The organism is Mesorhizobium sp. WSM1386, assembly GCF_055901595.1.
The window spans coordinates 4,263,372-4,282,595 of sequence record NZ_CM148373.1; the positions used below are offsets into that span (position 1 = coordinate 4,263,372).

Sequence of the window (19,224 nt, forward strand, 5' to 3'; positions counted from 1 at the left end):
CTATTTTGATGCTGCCATTAGCCATGCGGATTCAAACTCGGAGCAGGCGAGTTTGTTTCGTAAGCAGATGCTAAAATGTGATCGCTCGTCGTGGAACATACCTCCAATCGCGAAATGCTCGACCTCGTAGTCTTCATCGGTCGAAACGCGGTCGCGGTCGCGGAAGTCGCGCTTGCTCTTGTCGTCTGCCATGGCGGTCTCCTGGCGGTCCGTCGCTTCGCAACGCATAGGCAGCAGGTTTGTTGCAACCCGCTTCGATTTGCAAATTCGGAACTAGTTTAGCTAAAGCTGATTGAATCGCGTCTGTAGCGAGTCAGTTTCATGCGTTTGAAGTTTATCCATCCGATGGAGCCCGAACTGGTCGATACGCCACCGCACGGCGATGACTGGCTCCACGAGATCAAGTTTGATGGCTACCGCACCCAGGTCATCAAGGACGAAGACGGCATCCGGCTGATCACCAAGAACGGCTACGACTGGACGGGCCGCTACATCCAGCTCGCAGGCGAAGCGGCGGCGATCGAGGCGGAAGACTTCATCATCGATGGCGAGGCGATCACCATTAATGAGGCGGGCCTGTCCGACTTCCACGCGCTTCAGTCAGCCGTCACCAGCCGCAATCCATCGCGCGACCTGTATCTGGTTGCATTCGATCTTCTACACCTGAACGGACACGATCTGCGCGACATGCCGGCAGCGGACCGTCGCGAGATCCTTCAGGAGCTTGTTCCTACCGGCGACCGCATTCAGTTCAGCGAGGCTATGCCAGGCACGGGGGATGCTGTCTATCACCTTGTCGACCAGGCTGGTCTGGAGGGGATGGTGTCGAAGCGCAAGGACAGCCCGTACCGCAGCGGCCCGACGATGAACTGGCGCAAGATCAAGTGCTATGCCGAAAAGGACATGGACATCATTGGCGTGCAGCGGGAAGCCGGCAAGCCTGCGATGGTGCTGATGGCCGACAAGGGTCGGTATGCCGGCGCCGCCTTCGTTACCTTCAAGGCAGACAAGCGGCAGCGCCTTTGGGACCGTGTCCAAGGCAAGATAGGCGGACCGGCGCCTGTAAGGCTCAAGAGCGACAAGGCCGAATGGCTGAAGCCTGGTCTAGTCGGCCGGGTGCGGTTCCTGAAGGGCGAGGAGAAGCTGCGCCATGCCAAGCTGCTGGATTTCAGGGAGAAATGACTGCCTCTTTCAAGAATACCGGGAGCGCGCCGTAAAGTGGGAGCCTGGGCTCGTCGTGGGAAACAAAGGGCCCCGGCATCGTCCGGGGCCTTGGTGTTGTGGTCTGCTGATGGACTAGAACTTGTAATTCAGGCCGACCCGAACGACGTGGAACTTATCGGTGACGTCAATGCTGCTCGGCCCAACAGTGAAGGTCGATTTGCCCAAGTCGGTGTAGAGATATTCAGACTTGATCGTCCAATTCGTGTTGATGGCGTACTCAACGCCTGCACCAACGGTCCAGCCGGTTTTGGTCTTGGAGAAGTCGCCCCCGGCGCCAAAAGTGGTCTTATCGTGACCATAGGCCAAGCCGCCAGTGCCATAAACCAGGAAGCGATCGACGGGCGTGTAGCCGATGCGGGCGCGCACCGTACCGAACCAGTCAATCTTTGTTTCGAGAGCAGTGCCGGGGCCGCCTATGCCGGAAATGGAAGCCTTGACGGCGGATCCCTGGAAGTCCGCTTCCACGCCGTAGACCATTTGCCCAGACTGCCAGTTGTAGCCAGCCTGGACGCCCCCCAGGAATCCACTTGCCGTGAGATCGAGACCAGTGCCGAAATTGGGGTCGTACTTGAACTTGCCAAAGCCGCCGCCGGCATTCACACCAATGTAAGCGCCAGTCCAATCAAATGAAGCGGCAATTGGCTCTGACACTATGGCATCGGCAGCATAAGCGCCGCCGGAGAGTCCCATGAGAACAGTGGTCGCAAGCAGGATAGATTTCATAGAAAAGCCCCTTCGAAGCGGTTCACGCGGCTTGCCTGATGGGGCAAGTTTCTTCGATTGCGACGCCGTCAGGCCTGTATCGCGCAATGCGGCGCGGCCCGTGGAAGATCGCGAGGGTGCCGTCCGGGTACCGCCTGATCTTGACCGTGGCCTTGACGAAGTGATGCCGGATCAGGCTGTGCGGGAGCTGCAATCGCAGCCGCTCGAAGGCGACCGTGTTGTCACGGGCAACGACGCGCTCCTCCTCGATGCACAGGATCTGGGCCAGTTGTTGCGGGTCGGCGGAGATCGATCAGGCCGAGCCTGCAGATCTGACAATGCCCGCGATGCGCATAGCGACGGCATCAAGTCCGCGGTCGCGGTTAATGGGACCAGGTTTGCCGATCGCATCCGTATTGGCCGGTTTGTCCGTTGCCCCACGGTGGATCCCCCACTGCACCGGCCATTCCTCCACGAGACCTGCCAGCGCGCGTCAGACGGCTGTCGATGAGGAATCGGCAAGATGCGGGAACAGAGTTCAGACGCCGACGTTTTTCCCCAGGTCACGCGATTTGCGCGTGTAGAACTAACGGAGGAAAAAATGAGCATCAAAATGCTTACGATGGGCGCGATGGCCCTCGCAATGATGACTGGCTCAGCGCTGGCAGGCAGCAGCACCACTTCCGCGCTCGATGATCCTGCAAAGATGTCACCTTTCTTCACGGATGCCGGCATGAAAACCTTGAGGTCGGAAGCGGATTTCAAGACCGCGTGGATGTCCATGAAACCGGATGAACAAAAGGCGGTGCTGAAAGACTGCGGCGACACCACGCTCAACAAGTCGCACGCGGATTTCTGCGCCATGGCGAAGAAGATGGGCGGCTAAGAATAACCGCTCTAGGCATAGTTCCCGAAACGTAGTTGGCCCCTGCTAGGCACGGGCCTTTTTCTGCAGGTCATTCCCTTGAGAGCCATGTTGGTAAGCGCTCCCGTCGGTCTCCCTTTTCTCGTCAATCATCCGGACTGGCAGATAAGCATTCGTCTGCAGCCACTCACGCAGGACGATCTGAGAGAGATCCGACGGCCGATTTTCATTTCGGCGGCAATGGAGTTCAGTGCTTCCTCCGTGGCTGGCTCTAGCGGGAGGCCTGCGACGTTCCGGAGCATCAAACGCAGCCCGCCGAAGATGATCTGAAGATCCGTCCGAGACATGTCGCCGATGCTATCGGCGGCGTTCTCGAGCTCCTTGGCGACGGAAAGGCCCGTCATTTCCGTGTTCCTCGGCTCGATGATGGCGGAAACGACCGAGGAAGGTGGCGCTGGTTAGGGCACGGCAGCGCGTTGAGTTGGATGACGCAATTTGGCCCGCTGCCTCACGGTGGCGGGCTTCCCTGTCTCCAGCTAGGGTGCCTCCGACAGAATAATGTGGTCATGACGTGAGTGCGGGGAGGGCGCTACGTCGCAGCCACGGACGTGATCCGTTGTCAAGCTCCCCCCGCCGCCATCGGTTCATGTAGAAAAGGGGAGCTGACTGCTCCCCTTTTCAGACTAAGCTGCCATTTTGCGACAACTCTCAGCGCATTGGCGGCAATCATCAACGCATTCTTGCATGTCGCCGATCTGTTCGCAGCTTCGCGCACATTCTTCGCAAATTTCTGCGCATTCGCGGCATGTGTGTTTGTGATGCGGTGCACCTATCAGCATGAAATGCGCGCTGGTACGGCAGATTTCCGCGCAAGCCATCATCAGCCGGAAATGTCCAGGTTCCGTGTGCTTGCCTCCCAATTCGAGGCAATGGTTCATCGCCGTCTTCAGACAGGTGGAGTAACAGGCCAGACAGTCGTCGATACAGGCCCTCATCTCGGATGATTGATGCATGATTATTCTCCTGCCATATCGTGCTTGGACTTCCATTTCTCCATTGCGGAAATCTCCTTCGTCTGGCTCTTCACAATGTCAGGGCCATTTTCTTTAAAGTCGGGTCAAATCCATATTTGGGGTAAGCCTCGGCGATGTCGACTGCCGCCTGATGGTGGGGCTCCATCATCACGACGAAGTCTTTGTTCGGTTCGTTCGTCGGCGTCATTGCCTGCATCTTCTCCTGCATGCAGGGGCGGTTGCTCCTTTCATGTTCATTCCGTTCATAGCGCTGGGCTGGGCGCTTTGCGCCTGCGTCGCTGGCATGGCCAAAGCAAACGCGGCGATTATCAACACTTTGGTATTCATCTGGATTCTCCTGAACATCTGCCTTGTCGAACGCCTATGGCTGTGGCTTTGCCTAATAAGCCGCCCGGCATTCGGCGCACTCTCACATGCTTAAATCCGAGGAGGTCGCTCCAGACGGTCTAGCGGAATGCCAACCAGAACCAGTGTGGTCGAGGGTACCGGCTGAGGCGGTGGATGCGCGCAGATATCGTTCGAGATTGCCAGGAGAGCGATGAGGCAACGGCCCTCGCAACAACACAAAGCCCGCTCGAGCTATTCTGTAATGGCTGCCATTTACCGCCGCGCGCTGCTGGGGCTCAGCATCTGCAGCTTCAATGCGGCCTTGATCCGCACAGGGTTGAATGTGGGCGATCGGTTCCCACGGGGCACGGTGCAACCTTCACCTAAGCCTACCCTTCGCGATTTCAGGTCAATGAGCAGCCAGCCGGTGTGCAGCGGTTGGAAATGAGTCCGCTTTCTTCCCACGCTCATTATCATTAGCGTCGGTGGCGGTCTCGCGTCGGGATGCTCGAAGCCGAGTGTTCACGACAGAACAAACGAGGCGTAGTGTATTGGTCTGCACATCCGAGCCGGCGCACACCTTGGCTTTCAAATCCAGCCGCAATAGACCTCGGTTGTTTACGAGCCATGTGCTGGACCGACAACCTCGGCGTTCCATGGCGTAGTAGCGACGGATAGGGCCGGATATAAATCGGATGGACTGGACAGAGAGGTAAGTAAACAACCACTTATACCGCACCGTGCACACGCGAGGTCTCACCCTCTGGTTTGCTTCTGTTTCGACGAGAGGATGCGCCAAGGCACCCTGAATGCACGATGATCTGCTGGGGCTTGTCCGGCAACTGGCTTCAGGTCGAAGGGATACGCGGCCACACGCCAGCGTACGACCACGGTGACGCGATCACCGACGAGACTCACTTCTCAGGCTCGAAGTCGGGGCAGGGCCCGCTGCCGCTCCTCTCTCCGCGGGTGGAGGGGATTCCCCGGCGAAAGGTACAGTGCGTTGTCGGTCATAGCCACTGATAGGATCTCCTTGGTCGCAAACCGATGGCTCGTGTAGGTCAATCTCACTTCGAAGCAATTGAGCCAATGGAACGGCATCTATCCCGACGATGCCGCCTTCATTTTCCAGAACGTCGATCCGTCTGACTTCGGAGCGGTTGAGCTTCAGGCGAACTCCGATACCGCCACCGTTCTCCTCAATGAAAGCGGCACCGGTGTTTTCGAGCGCGGTTTGTAGCTTGTCGCAGATGTCCCAGTTGGGGAGGGTGATCCGACGCTCGAATTCTTCGATGACCAACGGATCCACGCCTGAATTGCCGGCGAGCTTGTCGCGGGTCCATTCTTCTCGCACCGACCCGAATTCGCTAGCGGGCGGACTTATCGCGGGGAAAGTTTCGCGGCACGGGTTCGCAGCTCCCGTTGGTGCCGCAAACCTTATCTTGTCTCCGACTGCGCAACGATGGGGGGGAACTCAGCCAGAGTCTCAGGTGGGTTCTCTAGTGATTTTTCGCCGATTGGCAGCAAAACGGAAAACACTGCGCCATGAGGTTTGTTCGGCGTTGCCCATAGCCTGCCGCCATGCGCTTCCACGATCGAGCGACAGATCGGCAATCCCATCCCCAACCCACTGGACTTGGTCGTGTAGAAGGCCTCGAAGATGCTGTCGGGATTGGACTGAGACAGGCCCGGACCCGTATCACTTACCGCGACAAGCACGGCGTCCGAGTCAGCCTTGCTGGTGCTGATCGACAATTCGCGCAGTGGCTGCCCACCCTCGCTCATGGCTTCGATGGCGTTCATAATCAAATTCAGGATCACCTGTTGTAATTGGACTCTGTCCCCTAAAATGCGTGGCAACCCTTCTGCCAGTTGCATCTTCGCTACGACGGCCCTCTCTGACATTGGAAGACGGGCTAGAGCCGAAATTTCCAAAATTGTTTCGTTGATTTCCAAATTTTCCTTCCGAGCCGGCGCATTTTTGGAAAAGTCACGAATCCGGCTCACAATATCGGCGGTCCTCTTACCGTCTCTGATGATGCGGTCAATGGCGTGCTTCGCCCCTTCCAAATCTGGCGGCTGACGAGCGAGAAAGCGCATCGCGGTTCCAGCATTCGTAAGCGTGGCAGCGATAGGTTGATTGACTTCGTGGACAATGGAGGCTGCCAGTTGACCCATTGTCGCTACGCGGTTGGCGTGCGCCAGCTCTGCCTCGGCGCGTTTTCGCTCCGTCAGGTCCACAACGAAGGCCACGCCCTGATGTCGCAGTTCGTCGAAGGTCGCTCCACCCACAAGTACGGGCACGAGATCGTTATTTTTCCGAAGAAGATCCTTCTCATACGGTCTGCAGGTTCCACTGGAAGCCATGTCCGCGAATGCTCGTTCGTCGGCCCCGCTCCATTCGGAGGGGGTCAAGGAGTTCCAGCGCAACGAGCCCGAAGTAACATCGTCGCGGCCATATCCCACGATTTGGAGAAAGGCCTCGTTGGCTTCCGTAATGCGACCATCTAGATCGAAAATACATATTCCGATGATATTGGAGTCGACAAGGCGTCGAACCTTCGCCTCCCGTTCTTGGAGATCGCTGTACAAGCGTGTGTTCTCGAGCGAGATCGCTGCTTGCGCCGCCAGCAGTTCCAGCACCGCGATTCGCGCCGGCGTGAACGCGTGTGACGTCAGCGCGTTTTCCAGGAGCAGAATTCCGGTCAACTCTCCCTGTTTGATCAGCGGAACGCACAGGATTGACTTCGATTGTCGATGGCTCAGATAGTCGTCCACGGAGAACAGGTTAGGTTTCGAGGCATCGTCGAGAATGACGCTTTCCTGTGTACGGATGACGTAGCGGACGAGGGATTCTGGACACGTGATTGGGGTGATCGGCTCTTGATGGAGCGCGACTTCGATCTGATTTCCGGCGGCCCGCGCTTCCGCATGGATCAAATATTCACCGCCTGAGGGCAGAATAAGAAGCCCACGATCCGCGCCCGCGTTCTCGATCAAGGTTCTCATCAGCCGCTTGATCAACTTGGGCAACTCGATCTCGCCAGACAAAGCCTGAGAGGCTATTATGACACTCTCTGCGTCCAGATGTTGAACCCGGGAGCCGGTGGCCACGTCACGACCTTGCGCTTCCGAAGGGGCCAGGTGCGGATAAAGCCGGTCTAACTGCCGCGCCTTGCCCTCGGCGCCCCAGCGGAGATAACACCGCCGAGCATGACGCAGATGGGCGATGGCGGAAATCTGTGAGCCGCGCGCATTGTAAAACCTCGCGGCCAACTCATAGGCCAAGCCTTCGGTCTGTACGAACCCTTGATCGTGAGCAGAGGAAATTGCCTCCTCGTAGAGCCGCATGGCGTCAGCGTCGCGTCCTTCGATACGGGCGATCTCTGCAGCTACGAGTGCGTGTTTGTCGCCGAAGGTCGGTGGGTAGTTTTCGGCCCACTCTCTAAGTTGCTCCAGGTGCAGAGCCAGCAGATCATTCCATGCTCCCTTCTCGCCGACCGAAGCGTTTTCATAGAGCGTGGTCAAGGTCAGCGCGGTATAGTAAATATAATCGAGTCGCTGGAAATGGACCGGTGCAGCCCACAACAATTCTTTCGCCGTCTCGGCTGATGCGAGCGCCTCGACGTAATCGCCTGACAAGAACCGGGCTTGTAACTTCAAGATCCAGTACAGGCAGGCCGCCGTGGCCGTCCCATCTGCGGTGATTTGCGCTTCGAAATCCACTTCGTCAAATTGCGCATCGCTGAAGGTAGAGAAAGTTAAGGTTCGGCCCTGCATGGTCGCAACGAAGCGTTGCTGGGCCTCGATCACGGTAGCGACGTCATGAAACCGAGCTTTCCGGACAAGGTCCAGGCCCCTTTCCGACTCCCGCCACACTGCCTCCAGCGGATCGTTCCGCGCCAGAAAATTCGTTATCGACTTGTCCATGCAGTAGCAGGCGACAGTCAGATCACCGGTTTCAGTTGCTATGCGAAAGGCCGTTTGCAGAAAATCTATCGAGGTTGCGATCGGTTGGGTCCAGACGGCGACAACGCCTTTCGCATGATAGGCCTTCCCGCGGTACGCGACGAAACCTTGCTTATCGACAACATCGCAGGCGAGCTCGGCGAATCGATAACCGTCTCTGTAACGGCGAAATACCGGTCCGAGGATTTGGCCGAGATCGGCATAGCCATGGGCCGATGCGCCGCAGGTTCCGTGCTGCATTGTCATCTTCGCAATCCGGCACGCGAGCAGCGACCACAAATGGAAGTCGGTATGATTAGCAGGGGAGAGGAGCACTGACAGCACATCCATCGCGGCCAGCATTTCTGGATCCGTCATCATTGGCAGATCGATCAAGTTTTCGATCGGCTGTCCGCCAAGAGTTTGCCAGACCGTTTCGTATTCGGCCTGGACTTGCGCCTCAGTCGGGTGCGCCGAGATGTCAATGCCGAACAGGCGCAGGCATGAGAGTGCGCTGTCGACGGCTTGGGCGTTTTCCGATTTCAGAGTGTGGAGCAGGACTTTCAGATGATAGGTAGTCGCCAGGTCGACTTTCGACGCCGCGCGTTGCAGCAAATCAATTATCAATTGCTCGGCTTCTTCGAAGTTGCCGCTCAAGAATTCGCATTCCGCACGTTCTAACCAGAGGCCGAATGTCAGTTCGTATTGGTTGTTCCAGCTTGTTTTGTCGAGCATAGCCATGCCGGCCGCTAGATACACGGATGCGGACACGTAGGCAGCGGACGCTTTGGCCTTTCTCCCTGCGCGCAGGTTGAGCGTCGCCAACTGGAATTTCTCCCGAGGTTCAATCAGTTGTCCAGCGCCCCGATTGAGCTGGCCGGCGACATCGAACAGGTGCTCGACGAGCTGGTCATCAGTCATGTTCGCTAGAAGCGTGCGGCCCACGAGCAGGTGAGCGTCAACTCGATGCTCGTCGGGGATAAGCGAATAAACCGCCTGTTGAATTCGATCATGCAGAAACCTGTACGCGCCATCCTGCTGATCGATGAGACCAGCATAGACGGCTTCCCGGAGCGTCTCGTGCATTGCTTCCTCTGTCTCTTTCTGAACCAGAGTCAGGATGGCGACGTCGGTGGCGTGGCCAAGACAGGCGAGTTGTTTCAACACGTCTTGGGTCGGGGGAGAAAGCCGCTTCAGCTTCTCCACCATGAGATCCACCACATTATCGGTATAGCCCTTGGCGTGTATGCGATCGATTTCCCAATGCCAAGCTTGCGCAACAGGATCAAATGTGAGCAATGCCTCGTCGGCCAATTCCGTCAAAAATTGGATTGCAAAGAATGGGTTTCCCCCGGTCTTCTCCTGAACCAGCTGCGACAAAGGCCGCGCCCGCTGGATGTCACAGCGGATTGCACTCGCGGTAAGCTGGCCGATCTCGTTGGACCGGAGGGGACCCAGCTTTATCTCACCGATCCTCGCATCCGTTTTTTTGATCGTATCCAGCGTATGCAAAAGCAGGTGAGCGGGACCGACCTCGTCGTCTCGATAGGCGCCAACCAGCAGAAGGTGGCGCACTTCCGAATGCGTGATCAGGTGCCCGATGAGGTCGAGTGTGGCTGCGTCCAGCCATTGCAGATCATCTAGGAACAGCACGAGTGGGTGCTCCGGCGTGGCAAACGCGCCAAGGAAGCGACGGAACACAGCCTTAAATCGGTTTTGTGCCTCTTGGGATGACAGGTCGGAAACGGGCGGTTGTTTCCCGATGATGAACTCCAGTTCGGGAACGAGGTTGACGATCAGCTGTCCGTGCACACCGACCGCATCTGACAAGATACGCCGCCACCGATCCACTTCCCCTTCGCTCTTGACGAGAATCTGACGGACCAGGGTCTGGAAGGCCTGTGCCAGGGTTGAGTATGGGCTATCGCGCTTGTACTGGTCGAACTTGCCTGCAGCGAAAAGTCCCCGCGATGGAACGAGGACCTTGTGTAACTCGTTCACCACCGAGGATTTGCCGACACCGGAATAGCCGGATATCAATACTAGCTCGGAGGTGCCTTCGACCACTACCCGATCGAACGACGCGAGCAGAGAGTCGATCTCGGTTTCGCGCCCATAGAGCTGCTCCGGGATCATCAGCTGGCCCGATGTGTCGTGGATGGCTAGCGGGAATGGTTCGATGCGACCATGTAGCTGCCATTCCACCAGGCACCGACGCAGGTCGACCTCGACCCCCCCTGCGGTCTGATAGCGCTCCTCGGCCGTCTTCAGGAGAAGCTTCATCACGATTGACGAGAGCACCTGAGGAATTTCGCTTATCCTCTCAGTGGGCGACACAGCACGCCTCGCAATATGGCAGTGCACCCATTCCATCGGATCAGAAGCGGTGAACGGGAGCCGGCTGGTCAAAATTTCGTACAGCGTGACACCAAGAGAATAGAGATCGCTCCGGGAATCGATAGACCGGTTCATACGCCCCGTCTGTTCGGGAGCCATGTACGGAAGCGATCCAGCGATGAATTGGGGCGCTTCAAGCTGCTGACGCTCCCGCGGAAGCCGAGACGCAACCCCAAAGCCGGTGAGCCAAACGCGACCGCGCTCGTCTACAAGTGCGTTCGCCGGCTTGATGTCCTTATGGATGAGCCCTTGTTTATGGACTTGGCCGAGCGCCACTGCCAAACCAATGGCAATACGCAGGAAGCGGGATAAATCGATGGGGAGTTCTTTGTGCTGCTCTATTGCTTGATCTAAGGGTTCACCTCCTGAATCCTCAAGGATGAGGAGCATTCGTCCTCGGTGGCGAGCCATGGCGAGGGGCCGGGCCGCCCATGCTGCATCAAGTCCGCTCGCCAGCGCGTATTCGTGTTCGAGCCGCCGGATACTCTGAAGTGACGGCTGCTCAGCAGCGACCGACACCGCTAGAATCGGTGTCTGGTTGCCGAGCTCTTTGCCGCGGTAGAGCGTGAACTCCGGCCCTTCGCGAAGCACCTCCAAGGCGTACTCGGAATCCTCGGCCATCAAGCTTCTTGTTGCTAGGAGAATGAGCCCTTGTCACAGAAAGAGATTGGCCCGCGAAATCCGAAGTCGAGCACGACCCTACTGTCAATCTGCCGGAGCGTCCAATCTTTATTGGTTTGCTGCGAATGCGCTGCGGCCCGATCCTAGCCTTGCCGGACAAAACGCTACTCTCCACAAAGAGTCTTTTGTCCTGGAGTTCCTCGTGTCAGAAGTCCGGCGCATTGATGAAGCGAACCGTTCTGATCCCGCAACTCGGCACGGCGCAGCTCGCTCCCGAACCGTCGCCCCGGCAATTCGTCATTCTCGACGATGAGTCTTGCACAGGAAGGACCGCGCCACACAACTGGTTCGCCACAGGGGCGCATGGCGAATGGCTTACTCGAAACTCTTCAAAACTGCGTGATGTGAGGCCGATCAGTCGCGACACGCTCTTTTGATCTCGAGACAATGCATCTGGCCAGGCGAGATCTCGTTACCATCGATCCAAAGCTTGACCGGTCTCGGCGTCGAACAGGTTCAACTTGGCGATGTCGGGAGCGACGAAGAGGGTTTCCCCGGGACGGGCGCCGATTCTGTCGCGAAACACGGCGACCGCTGGTTCGCCGCCGATTGTCAGATGAACCTGGGTCTCCGAACCCATCGGCTCAACCACGCCAACCAACGCGGCGGTCCCCTTGCCCGGTGCACAGACGCTCAAATGCTCTGGCCGGAACCCGTATTGGACCGGCTTTCCGTCTGGCGCGCTAAAGGCTGAACCGACCGGCAGTGGCGTTCCGTCAGCTGTTCGCACCACTGGCGCGCCGTTGTCGCGTGCGACCACGCCGCTGATGATGTTCATCGACGGCGAGCCGATGAATGTCGCGACGAACATGTTCACCGGATGATCGTAGAGATCGAGCGGCGTGCCGATCTGCTCCACCCGTCCGTTGTTCAACACGACGATCTGGTCGGCCATTGTCATGGCTTCGATCTGGTCGTGCGTTACGTAGACGGTGGTGGTGCGCAGGCGCTGGTGCAACGCCTTGATCTCGGCGCGCATGGCCACGCGCAGTTTGGCGTCCAGGTTCGACAGCGGCTCGTCGAACAGGAAGACCTGCGGGTTGCGCACGATGGAGCGGCCCATGGCGACGCGCTGCCGCTGGCCGCCTGACAGCTGGCGCGGGTAGCGATCGAGCAGCGGCGTCAGGCCGAGGATTTCCGCCGCCTTCGCGACCCGCTCGTCCTTCTCGGCCTTGGGCGCCTTGGCAAGCGTCATCGAGAACGCCATGTTCTCGGCAACCGTCATGTGCGGGTAGAGCGCATAATTCTGGAACACCATGGAGATGTCGCGTTGCTTCGGCGGCAGATTGTTGACCACCTTGCCGCCGATGCTGATCGTTCCGCCCGAAATGTCCTCCAGTCCGGCGATCATGCGCAGCAATGTAGACTTGCCGCAGCCCGAGGGGCCCACCAGCACCACAAACTGGCCGTCCGGTATCTTGACCGAGACGCCGTGCAGCACGGCGTGCCCGGCGTAGGATTTCAGGACATTGTCGATTTCGACTGAAGCCATCGAGGTCTTCCCTGTGATCGTGGGACGCTCAGGCGCCGCTCACATGCAATTCATCGGTGGACAGCGCGCCTTCGGCAATCAGCAGTCCGATGCCACCGTTGGCAAACGCCTCGGCGCTGGTGTCATCAGCCTCGATCGCCACACCACCGAACAACGCTTTGATTCGGCTGCCCTTGACGGTCAGCGCCACCGGGATCCTCTGTTCGAAGACGAAGTCGTAAGTCGTCTCCGCCAGCACGACCGTGTCGGCATCCCGTGTGCGCACGATCTGCAGCTTGCCGTCGCGGGTGGCGCGCACGGCGTAGTAGCGCCGCAGGCCCTGAACGCGCGCGCAGACGCCGCCGTAATTGCCGAGATGAATGACGATGTCGCCCGAAACTTTGTAGTCGGTCCATTGCCGCGTGCCGTGAATGACGATCCCTTCGTCGCGGCTTTGCGAAACGCGGAAGCTCGGCGGATAGCGCTTGGAAAAGAAACTGACGCCATTGACCCAGGCCATGCGCCAGAAATCGCAGTCGCCGGCGGGGCGGTGCAGCGTGAGTTCCGGCGCTCCGTCCCACCTGAGGTAGTCGAGTAGCACGCTGCCATCGGCGCGCCTGCCGTCGCTGGCGAGCACGATGCCGATCTCGGCGATCGGCTGGCCGTCCAGATCCGGCAGGCGCCAAGACAGGACGCGCTCTTCGCCCGCCTTCACGGTGACCGCATCGCCATCGATGTCGCGCAGACGATCCTCGCCATCAAAGGCGCGGATGCGCAGCCGCACCGACACCGCGCCCTTGTTGTGGCGATCGGCGACGACGCGCGCCTTGACCACTTGCCCGGGATAGACCAGCGGCGTCGCCATCAAATCGTAGGTGCGCATCGACAGCACCTCGTGCGGCGAGAATGTCGGCGTCGTCACCGCGGCGCTCAGCCCAGGCGCCAGTGCCTCGTAGTTTATGGTCAGCGCACGGGCATTCTCGAACTCGACATTGCCGACGCGAACGCCGATCGCCGAACCATGACCTTCGACGGGCCGAAAACCCTGCTGGCTGCCGGACAGCGAGAAATGGAACTGTGCGCCGTCCTTGGGTGCATCGAGCGGAGTGCCGCCGGCAAGCGTCATGCCGAGATTGGCGATGTAATACGCGGTGCGCACCGCGTCGTTGATCGAGTTGCCGCCATCAGCCGACGAGATCAGCAGGCGGTCGGCGATCGGCCCCCGCCAGTCCGGGCCGGCCTCGATGCCGTCGAGGCCGAGCATCAGCGCCAGTAGGCAGCCGACATTGCCGGCATTGCAATCGGTATCCCAACCGGAAGTGTTGACGATCATCTGCGCCTTCTGGAAATCGTCAGGAGCATAAAGCACGGCCATCACCATCAGCGCGTGGTTGGGCACGACATGGCAATTGCCGGGATATTTGTCGTAGCCATATTTGTCCTCGATCTTCTGGCGCGTGTCGTGCCAGTCCGGATGCTGTTTCACCCAGCCTCTGATATCGGCGATGAGCTTGGCGATCAGGCTGTCGCGCGGGATCACCGACAGGCCGGTGTCGATGAGGTGGTCGATGTCGCTGGACACGAAGGCCTCAGCTTCCATGGCCGCCCACAGCATCGCCGCGTAGACGGATTCGCCGTCATGCGAGACCCTGCCGGCCTGTTCGGCAAGTTTTGCCGCCAGAAGCGGCTGCCCCGGCGCCACCATCGCCCAGCCGTCGATGAAGATCTGCGCGCCGATCTGCTCGGCGACGGTCGCACCATTGGTGGCGATTGACCCCGAATGCGGGGCCGGTATGCCCTTTTTGAGATTGAGCCAGGCGGTATGCTCGGTCGAGTTGCCGCTGCCGCCCCACCACAGGATCGAACGCTCCTCGACGATATAGTTCAGCCAGGCCTTGCCGATGGCCTCGGCCGGCAGATCTGGCGAGATGCCGTAATCCTCGAGTGCACGGATGAAGGTGAAGGTGCCGGCGACATCGTCATCGGTCACCACCAGCGGCTGGTTCAGGCGCTCATGCACGTAATAGTCGATCGGCCCGAGCTCCTTCATGATCTTCTGGTAGGTCCAGCCCTCGAACGGCCGGCCGAGATAGACACCCACCAGCTTGCCGAGCACGCCGGCATAGACCCGTTCCAGATAGTCGTTTGGCAACTGCATGTTCTGCTCCAGATGATCGAAAAAGTTCAGCCCTTGACCGAGCCGCCCGCCATGCCTTCGATGAACCGCTTCTGCATGGCGACGAACAGCACCACCACCGGCACCACGATGATCAGCGCGGCGGCCATGATCTCACCCCAATCGGAACTGTATTGGCCGCTGAGCAGGTAGAAGCCGATCACCGCGGTGACCTTGTCCGCCTTCTGCAGGAACGTGGTCGCGATCAGGAATTCGTTCCAGGAATTGAGCCCGATGATCAGCGCGACCGTCAGGATGCCGGGTGACACGATGGGCAGCATGACCTTGGAAAAGACCTGCCAGTGGGTGGCGCCGTCGATCAGCGCGGCCTCCTCGAGTTCCTTCGGCACGGCGATGAAATACGTCCTCAGCAGCATCACCGCGAACGGGCTGTAGAGGGCGGTGTAGATCAGCGCGACGCCGAACACGTTGTTGATCAGCCCAAGCTTGGCGAAGCCGAAATAGAGCGGGAAGATGTAGAGCTGGATCGGCGCCGTGGTCGTCGCCAGCAGATAGAACGTCCAGATCTTCCACGAGGCGATTTTCCTGCGCGCCAGCACGTAGGCCGACAGCGAGGATGTCGAGCAGACGAGGACGATCGTCGTTCCCGAAAGCAGCAGCGAATTGACGAAGGTCTTCGAAAACTTGGCGTGGGTCCAGGCGTTGACGAAATTCTCCCAACGGATCGGGTTCGGCAGTGACAGAGGGCTCTGCACGATCTGCGCCGCCGGCTTCAGCGAATTGAGCACCAAAAGCGCATTCGGAAACAGCGCGATGAAGGCGCCGATGCCGAGCACGATGTAGGAGATGGTGAGCGTGGCCCGGCTTTCGACCATTCTCATTGCTCGCCCTCCTGCGTCTGCAGGCGCACATAGAAGAACGTGCCGACGAGGCCGAACAGGCTGATCACCAGCGCCGCTGCCGCCGCTTCGCCGACATTGAGATCGTAGAAGGCGTGGCGATAGGCCAGCGTCGACAGCACCTCGCTGGAAAACGCCGGCCCCCCCTGGGTCAGGATGTAGACGAAGTCGAAGGCGAGGAAGCTCCAGATCACCGTCATGATCATCATCAGCATGATGGTCGGCCGGATCGCCGGCAAAAGCACGTAGCGCATCATCTGCGCGTAGCTGGCGCCCTCGATGCGCGCCGCCTCGATCTGCTCCTGCGGCACCTGCCGAAGGGCCGCGAAGAAGATGACGCACAGAAATCCCCACCAATGCCAGAGGTCGACAGTCGCCACGCCGAACAATGCCGTCGATGGTTGCGCCAGCGGATTGGCCACGGGCAAGCCCATGCGCGCCAGCATGCCGAACACACCGGTGACGGGGCTGTAGATCATGCCTTGCCAGACGCGCGCGGTGATGACCGTGGCGATGACGACGGGCAGGAAATAGATGACCTGGAAGAAATTGCTGCCGCGCCTGACGATCAGCAGCATCGAGGCCGCCAGCAGTCCCATGGCGATCGGCACGACAAGGAAGATGGCGGTCCAGATGATATTGTTGGTCAGCGCCGACCAGAAGACGCCGTCGGCAAACAATGCCCGGAAATTGTCCAGCCCGGAAAAGGTCGGCGTCGAAATTCCGTCCCAGTTGCAGAACGCCAGGACGACCGTCAGCAATGCCGGAACCAGCACGATGACGAAATTGATGATCAGCGTCGGGACGAGATAGAGCCGGTGCATGGACAATTGCCCTGGGTTTTCAGAGGGCGCCCTGTCAGGCGCCGCTCCTTCGCTGGTTCGGATGGTTCGTGGCTGATACCGGTGCCGGCCTCAAGCCCGCTTCGGGACCGCCGGCACCTTGCCGGCCGCCTTTTCCTGCTGGAAGGCGTCGTCGAGCTTCTTAAGGTAGTCCTTCGAGCTGATCTTCTTCAGCCAGACTTCCTCCATGCCGCTGACCAGATAGGTGTCGGTGGCGGGCGGCAGGAAGGTCCATGTCGTGTAGCCGTACTGGCCGGCGCCGACGGCCGACGACAGGTTCTTCATCGTTTCGGTGTAGAGCGGCAACACCTTGTCGGAAAGCTTCACTCCCGACAGATCCTTCAGCGGCAGGTTCCACTCGCCTTGCCACACCGAGTTCATGTCGCCGTAGAATTTATCGCTGAAAATAGTGTCGAGCACCGCCGCCGCTCCATCGGCATTTTCGGATTTCGCGTTGATGGAGAGCGTCGAGCCGATGCCGAGCGCATAGACCGGCGGGCCGCTCGTGCTCGGAAAACCAACGAAGGCCGGCTCGGCATTGTTGGGCGGGAAATAGGTCGGGATGTTGGTGAAACTCCAGGTGCCGCTCGGCGCCATCCCGGCCTGGCCGGTCGCCACCTGGGCGAATGCCTGCTCCAGCGTCAGCGAAAAATAGTTCGGGCCGTAATAACCCTTCTGCCACCACTCATCGAGCTTATCGATCGCCGCCTGAATGGACGGGTCGGTCCACGGAATGGCGCCGGTCAGCGCCTTGTAGACATTGTCGGGGCCGGCCACCGAGTTGAGCACGATCGAGACATGGTGCTCGTTGGCCGGCCGCCAGTCCGCATTGCCGCAGCCGAACGGGACCAGGCCCTTGCCCTTCATCTCGTCGGCGAGCGCCTCGAGTTCGGCGATTGTGGTCGGCGCCTTCCAGCCGTTCTTGTCGAACAGCGTCTTGTTGTAGAACAGGCCCAGCGTCTCATAGGTCTTGGCAAGCGCGTAGAGCTTTCCTTCGTATTTTCCCAGTTCCATGAACAGCGGCAGCAGCCGGTCGTCCCAGCCGAGCTTCGCGGCATAGTCGTCGAGCGGCAGCAACTGCCCCGCCTGCGCCATCGACGCGACATAGCTCGGTCCGGCGGTGAAGACGACATCGGGGCCATTGCCCGAGAGCATCGCAATGCGCAACTGCTTGTCGAGGTCGGAGCCGCGGAAGTCGATCGAAAGATCATCCTGTGGATGTGCGGCATTGAATGGGTCGATCAGAATGGTCTTGAGATTGTCCTGGTTTTCCGGCGAGGCGGATTCGTACCAGAAACCGATAGGCTTCTTGTCGTCTGCAAAGGCCAGGCGCGACAGCAGCGGCAGGGCGGCGAGGCCGAGGCCGGTCTTGAGCAATGTACGGCGTTCCATGTTTTCTCCTCCGATCTTTCTCGTTTCTTGTTTCAGGTTGAGCCGCGTTCGATCAGGCTGAAGGGCATCTCGAGCGCGGTGCCGGCGCCGGGCGTGGAGCCGCGCAGCCGTTCCATCAGGATCTGTGCGGCCTTGATGCCGATGTCGCCCTGGAATTGGGAAACCGTGGTGAGCGACGGCGTGACCAGTCGTGCCGCTGAAATATCGTCGAAGCCTGCGACGGCGATATCCCCCGGAATAGCGATGCCGCGCTCGCGCAGCGCCTGCATCACACCGATGGCCATGAGATCGTTGGCAGCGAAGATCGCCGTCGGCGCATAGCCGCTGGCAAGCACCGTCTCGGCCGCCCGGGCTCCGCCGGTTTCGCTGAATTCTTCGTCGATCACGATATGGGGCGTGCCACCGGCCTCGGTGAGCGCGGTGCGGTAGCCTTCGACCCGAACGCCCTGGGGGCCGCCCCGGCCGGCGACCATGGCGATGCGGCGATGGCCCCGGCCGATGAGAAACTGTGTTACCGCAAGGGCGGCGGCGTAGCTGTCGATAAAAATATCGTCGATGGCGATATCGCCGCCGCGTTTCTTGCTCGATTCGATGCGCACCACCGGCACGCCCGCATCGACCAGCGGCTTGAAGTCGCCGGCGCGCAACGTGAAGAACACGCCTATCACACCGTCCACGCGCCCCTGCCTGGACCAGTCGAGAAAATGGCGCTCCCGCTCGGGCGACCCATCGGTGCTGACCGCGATCACGTCATAGTTGAGATCCTCGGCCACCGACTGGATGCCGCGCATCAATGCCGGATAGAAGGGGTTGGTGATGTCGGGCACGATGCAGGCGATGGTCATGGTGCGATTGGTCTTGAGCGCCTGCGCGAACCGATTGGGCGTATAGCCGAGCTTCGCCGCCGCATTGGTGATCCGCTGCCAGGTCTCGGACGACAGCGCCGGAGACCCGCCGCCGCTCATCACCATCGACACGCTGGCCTGCGACACACCGGCCAGCCGTGCGACGTCTTTCTGTGTGGCCCGGCCCGTACGCAAGTGAAACTCGTCCCTTATACGTAACAATAAGCTCCTAATACGTATTAAAGTGCATCGGATCGGGCGTCAAGGCGAAGTTTTGCGTTCAACCGCCGAGGTTTGCCGATGCATCCGAGAGGGCTGATCGCGCTATCGAGAGCCTCGAGCCGGCGTCTTCGGGCCTATATTTCGCTCCGACGTGCGGGGCTTAATGATCCTCGTGGGCAACGAAAAAAGACATTCGTTGTCCAGTGGACGCATAGCTTGATTCTTGACCGACCTGTCG

At 59.5% G+C, this 19,224-nt stretch carries 16 protein-coding genes; 4 read left to right on the forward strand and 12 right to left on the reverse strand.

Annotation, left to right across the window (positions count from 1 at the left end; translation table 11 throughout):
* A complete protein-coding gene (locus tag AC0NIH_RS20860) occupies positions 1-192 on the reverse strand; it encodes a hypothetical protein (RefSeq protein WP_473469779.1) in 192 nt (63 codons plus the stop codon).
* Between the two features lie 129 nt (positions 193-321).
* Here AC0NIH_RS20860 and AC0NIH_RS20865 point away from each other — a divergent pair, with 129 nt between their 5' ends.
* Positions 322-1,182 (forward strand): ATP-dependent DNA ligase, encoded by an 861-nt coding sequence (locus AC0NIH_RS20865; protein WP_474025046.1) that lies wholly within the window; start codon positions 322-324, stop codon positions 1,180-1,182.
* A gap of 114 nt (positions 1,183-1,296) precedes the next feature.
* Here AC0NIH_RS20865 and AC0NIH_RS20870 read toward each other — a convergent pair whose 3' ends face one another.
* A complete protein-coding gene (locus tag AC0NIH_RS20870; RefSeq protein WP_473469866.1) occupies positions 1,297-1,947 on the reverse strand; it encodes an outer membrane protein in 651 nt (216 codons plus the stop codon).
* Here AC0NIH_RS20870 and AC0NIH_RS20875 point away from each other — a divergent pair.
* Both AC0NIH_RS20875 and AC0NIH_RS20880 read left to right on the forward strand, forming a co-directional pair.
* A complete protein-coding gene (locus AC0NIH_RS20875; RefSeq protein ID WP_474025047.1) occupies positions 1,913-2,437 on the forward strand; it encodes a hypothetical protein in 525 nt (174 codons plus the stop codon). The two genes, AC0NIH_RS20870 and AC0NIH_RS20875, sit on opposite strands and share 35 nt — an antisense overlap.
* A gap of 90 nt (positions 2,438-2,527) precedes the next feature.
* Positions 2,528-2,812 carry a hypothetical protein gene (locus AC0NIH_RS20880; protein WP_023769064.1) on the forward strand — a complete coding sequence of 95 codons (285 nt, stop codon included), beginning with the start codon at positions 2,528-2,530 and terminating at the stop codon, positions 2,810-2,812.
* Positions 2,813-2,940: 128 nt separating this feature from the next.
* On the opposite strand, the gene AC0NIH_RS20885 is transcribed toward AC0NIH_RS20880, so the two are convergent.
* The 3 genes from AC0NIH_RS20885 to AC0NIH_RS20895 form a co-directional block, all read right to left on the reverse strand.
* Positions 2,941-3,195, reverse strand: coding sequence for a hypothetical protein (locus tag AC0NIH_RS20885; protein ID WP_473468108.1), 255 nt, complete (start codon positions 3,193-3,195; stop codon positions 2,941-2,943).
* Between the two features lie 279 nt (positions 3,196-3,474).
* Complete coding sequence (locus tag AC0NIH_RS20890; RefSeq protein ID WP_473468106.1) at positions 3,475-3,804, reverse strand: four-helix bundle copper-binding protein; 330 nt, start codon at positions 3,802-3,804, stop codon at positions 3,475-3,477.
* 70 nt (positions 3,805-3,874) lie between these two features.
* Complete coding sequence (locus tag AC0NIH_RS20895) at positions 3,875-4,033, reverse strand: DUF305 domain-containing protein (protein WP_474025048.1); 159 nt, start codon at positions 4,031-4,033, stop codon at positions 3,875-3,877.
* A 1,200-nt stretch (positions 4,034-5,233) separates the two neighbouring features.
* Between AC0NIH_RS20895 and AC0NIH_RS20900 the strand changes: the two genes are divergently transcribed.
* Entirely contained in the window at positions 5,234-5,392 is a 159-nt protein-coding gene (locus AC0NIH_RS20900; RefSeq protein WP_473468104.1) for a hypothetical protein, read from the forward strand.
* Between the two features lie 197 nt (positions 5,393-5,589).
* On the opposite strand, the gene AC0NIH_RS20905 is transcribed toward AC0NIH_RS20900, so the two are convergent.
* From AC0NIH_RS20905 to AC0NIH_RS20935, 7 genes are all read right to left on the reverse strand, one after another.
* Positions 5,590-11,118: an AAA family ATPase gene (locus AC0NIH_RS20905; RefSeq protein WP_473468102.1), complete on the reverse strand. Its 5,529-nt coding sequence runs from the start codon at positions 11,116-11,118 to the stop codon at positions 5,590-5,592.
* A 472-nt stretch (positions 11,119-11,590) separates the two neighbouring features.
* Positions 11,591-12,670 carry an ABC transporter ATP-binding protein gene (locus tag AC0NIH_RS20910; RefSeq protein ID WP_023777400.1) on the reverse strand — a complete coding sequence of 360 codons (1,080 nt, stop codon included), beginning with the start codon at positions 12,668-12,670 and terminating at the stop codon, positions 11,591-11,593.
* A gap of 28 nt (positions 12,671-12,698) precedes the next feature.
* The gene (locus tag AC0NIH_RS20915; RefSeq protein ID WP_473468100.1) at positions 12,699-14,807 is read right to left on the reverse strand and encodes an ADP-ribosylglycohydrolase family protein; all 2,109 of its coding nucleotides are present in this window, start codon (positions 14,805-14,807) and stop codon (positions 12,699-12,701) included.
* 26 nt (positions 14,808-14,833) lie between these two features.
* Entirely contained in the window at positions 14,834-15,667 is an 834-nt protein-coding gene (locus tag AC0NIH_RS20920; RefSeq protein WP_023777398.1) for a carbohydrate ABC transporter permease, read from the reverse strand.
* Positions 15,664-16,509, reverse strand: coding sequence for a carbohydrate ABC transporter permease (locus tag AC0NIH_RS20925; RefSeq protein WP_473468098.1), 846 nt, complete (start codon positions 16,507-16,509; stop codon positions 15,664-15,666). The genes AC0NIH_RS20920 and AC0NIH_RS20925 overlap by 4 nt, the downstream gene beginning before the upstream one ends.
* A gap of 90 nt (positions 16,510-16,599) precedes the next feature.
* Complete coding sequence (locus tag AC0NIH_RS20930; RefSeq protein ID WP_013895494.1) at positions 16,600-17,919, reverse strand: ABC transporter substrate-binding protein; 1,320 nt, start codon at positions 17,917-17,919, stop codon at positions 16,600-16,602.
* Between the two features lie 32 nt (positions 17,920-17,951).
* A complete protein-coding gene (locus tag AC0NIH_RS20935) occupies positions 17,952-18,959 on the reverse strand; it encodes a LacI family DNA-binding transcriptional regulator (protein WP_473468096.1) in 1,008 nt (335 codons plus the stop codon).
* Positions 18,960-19,224 lie beyond the last annotated feature (265 nt).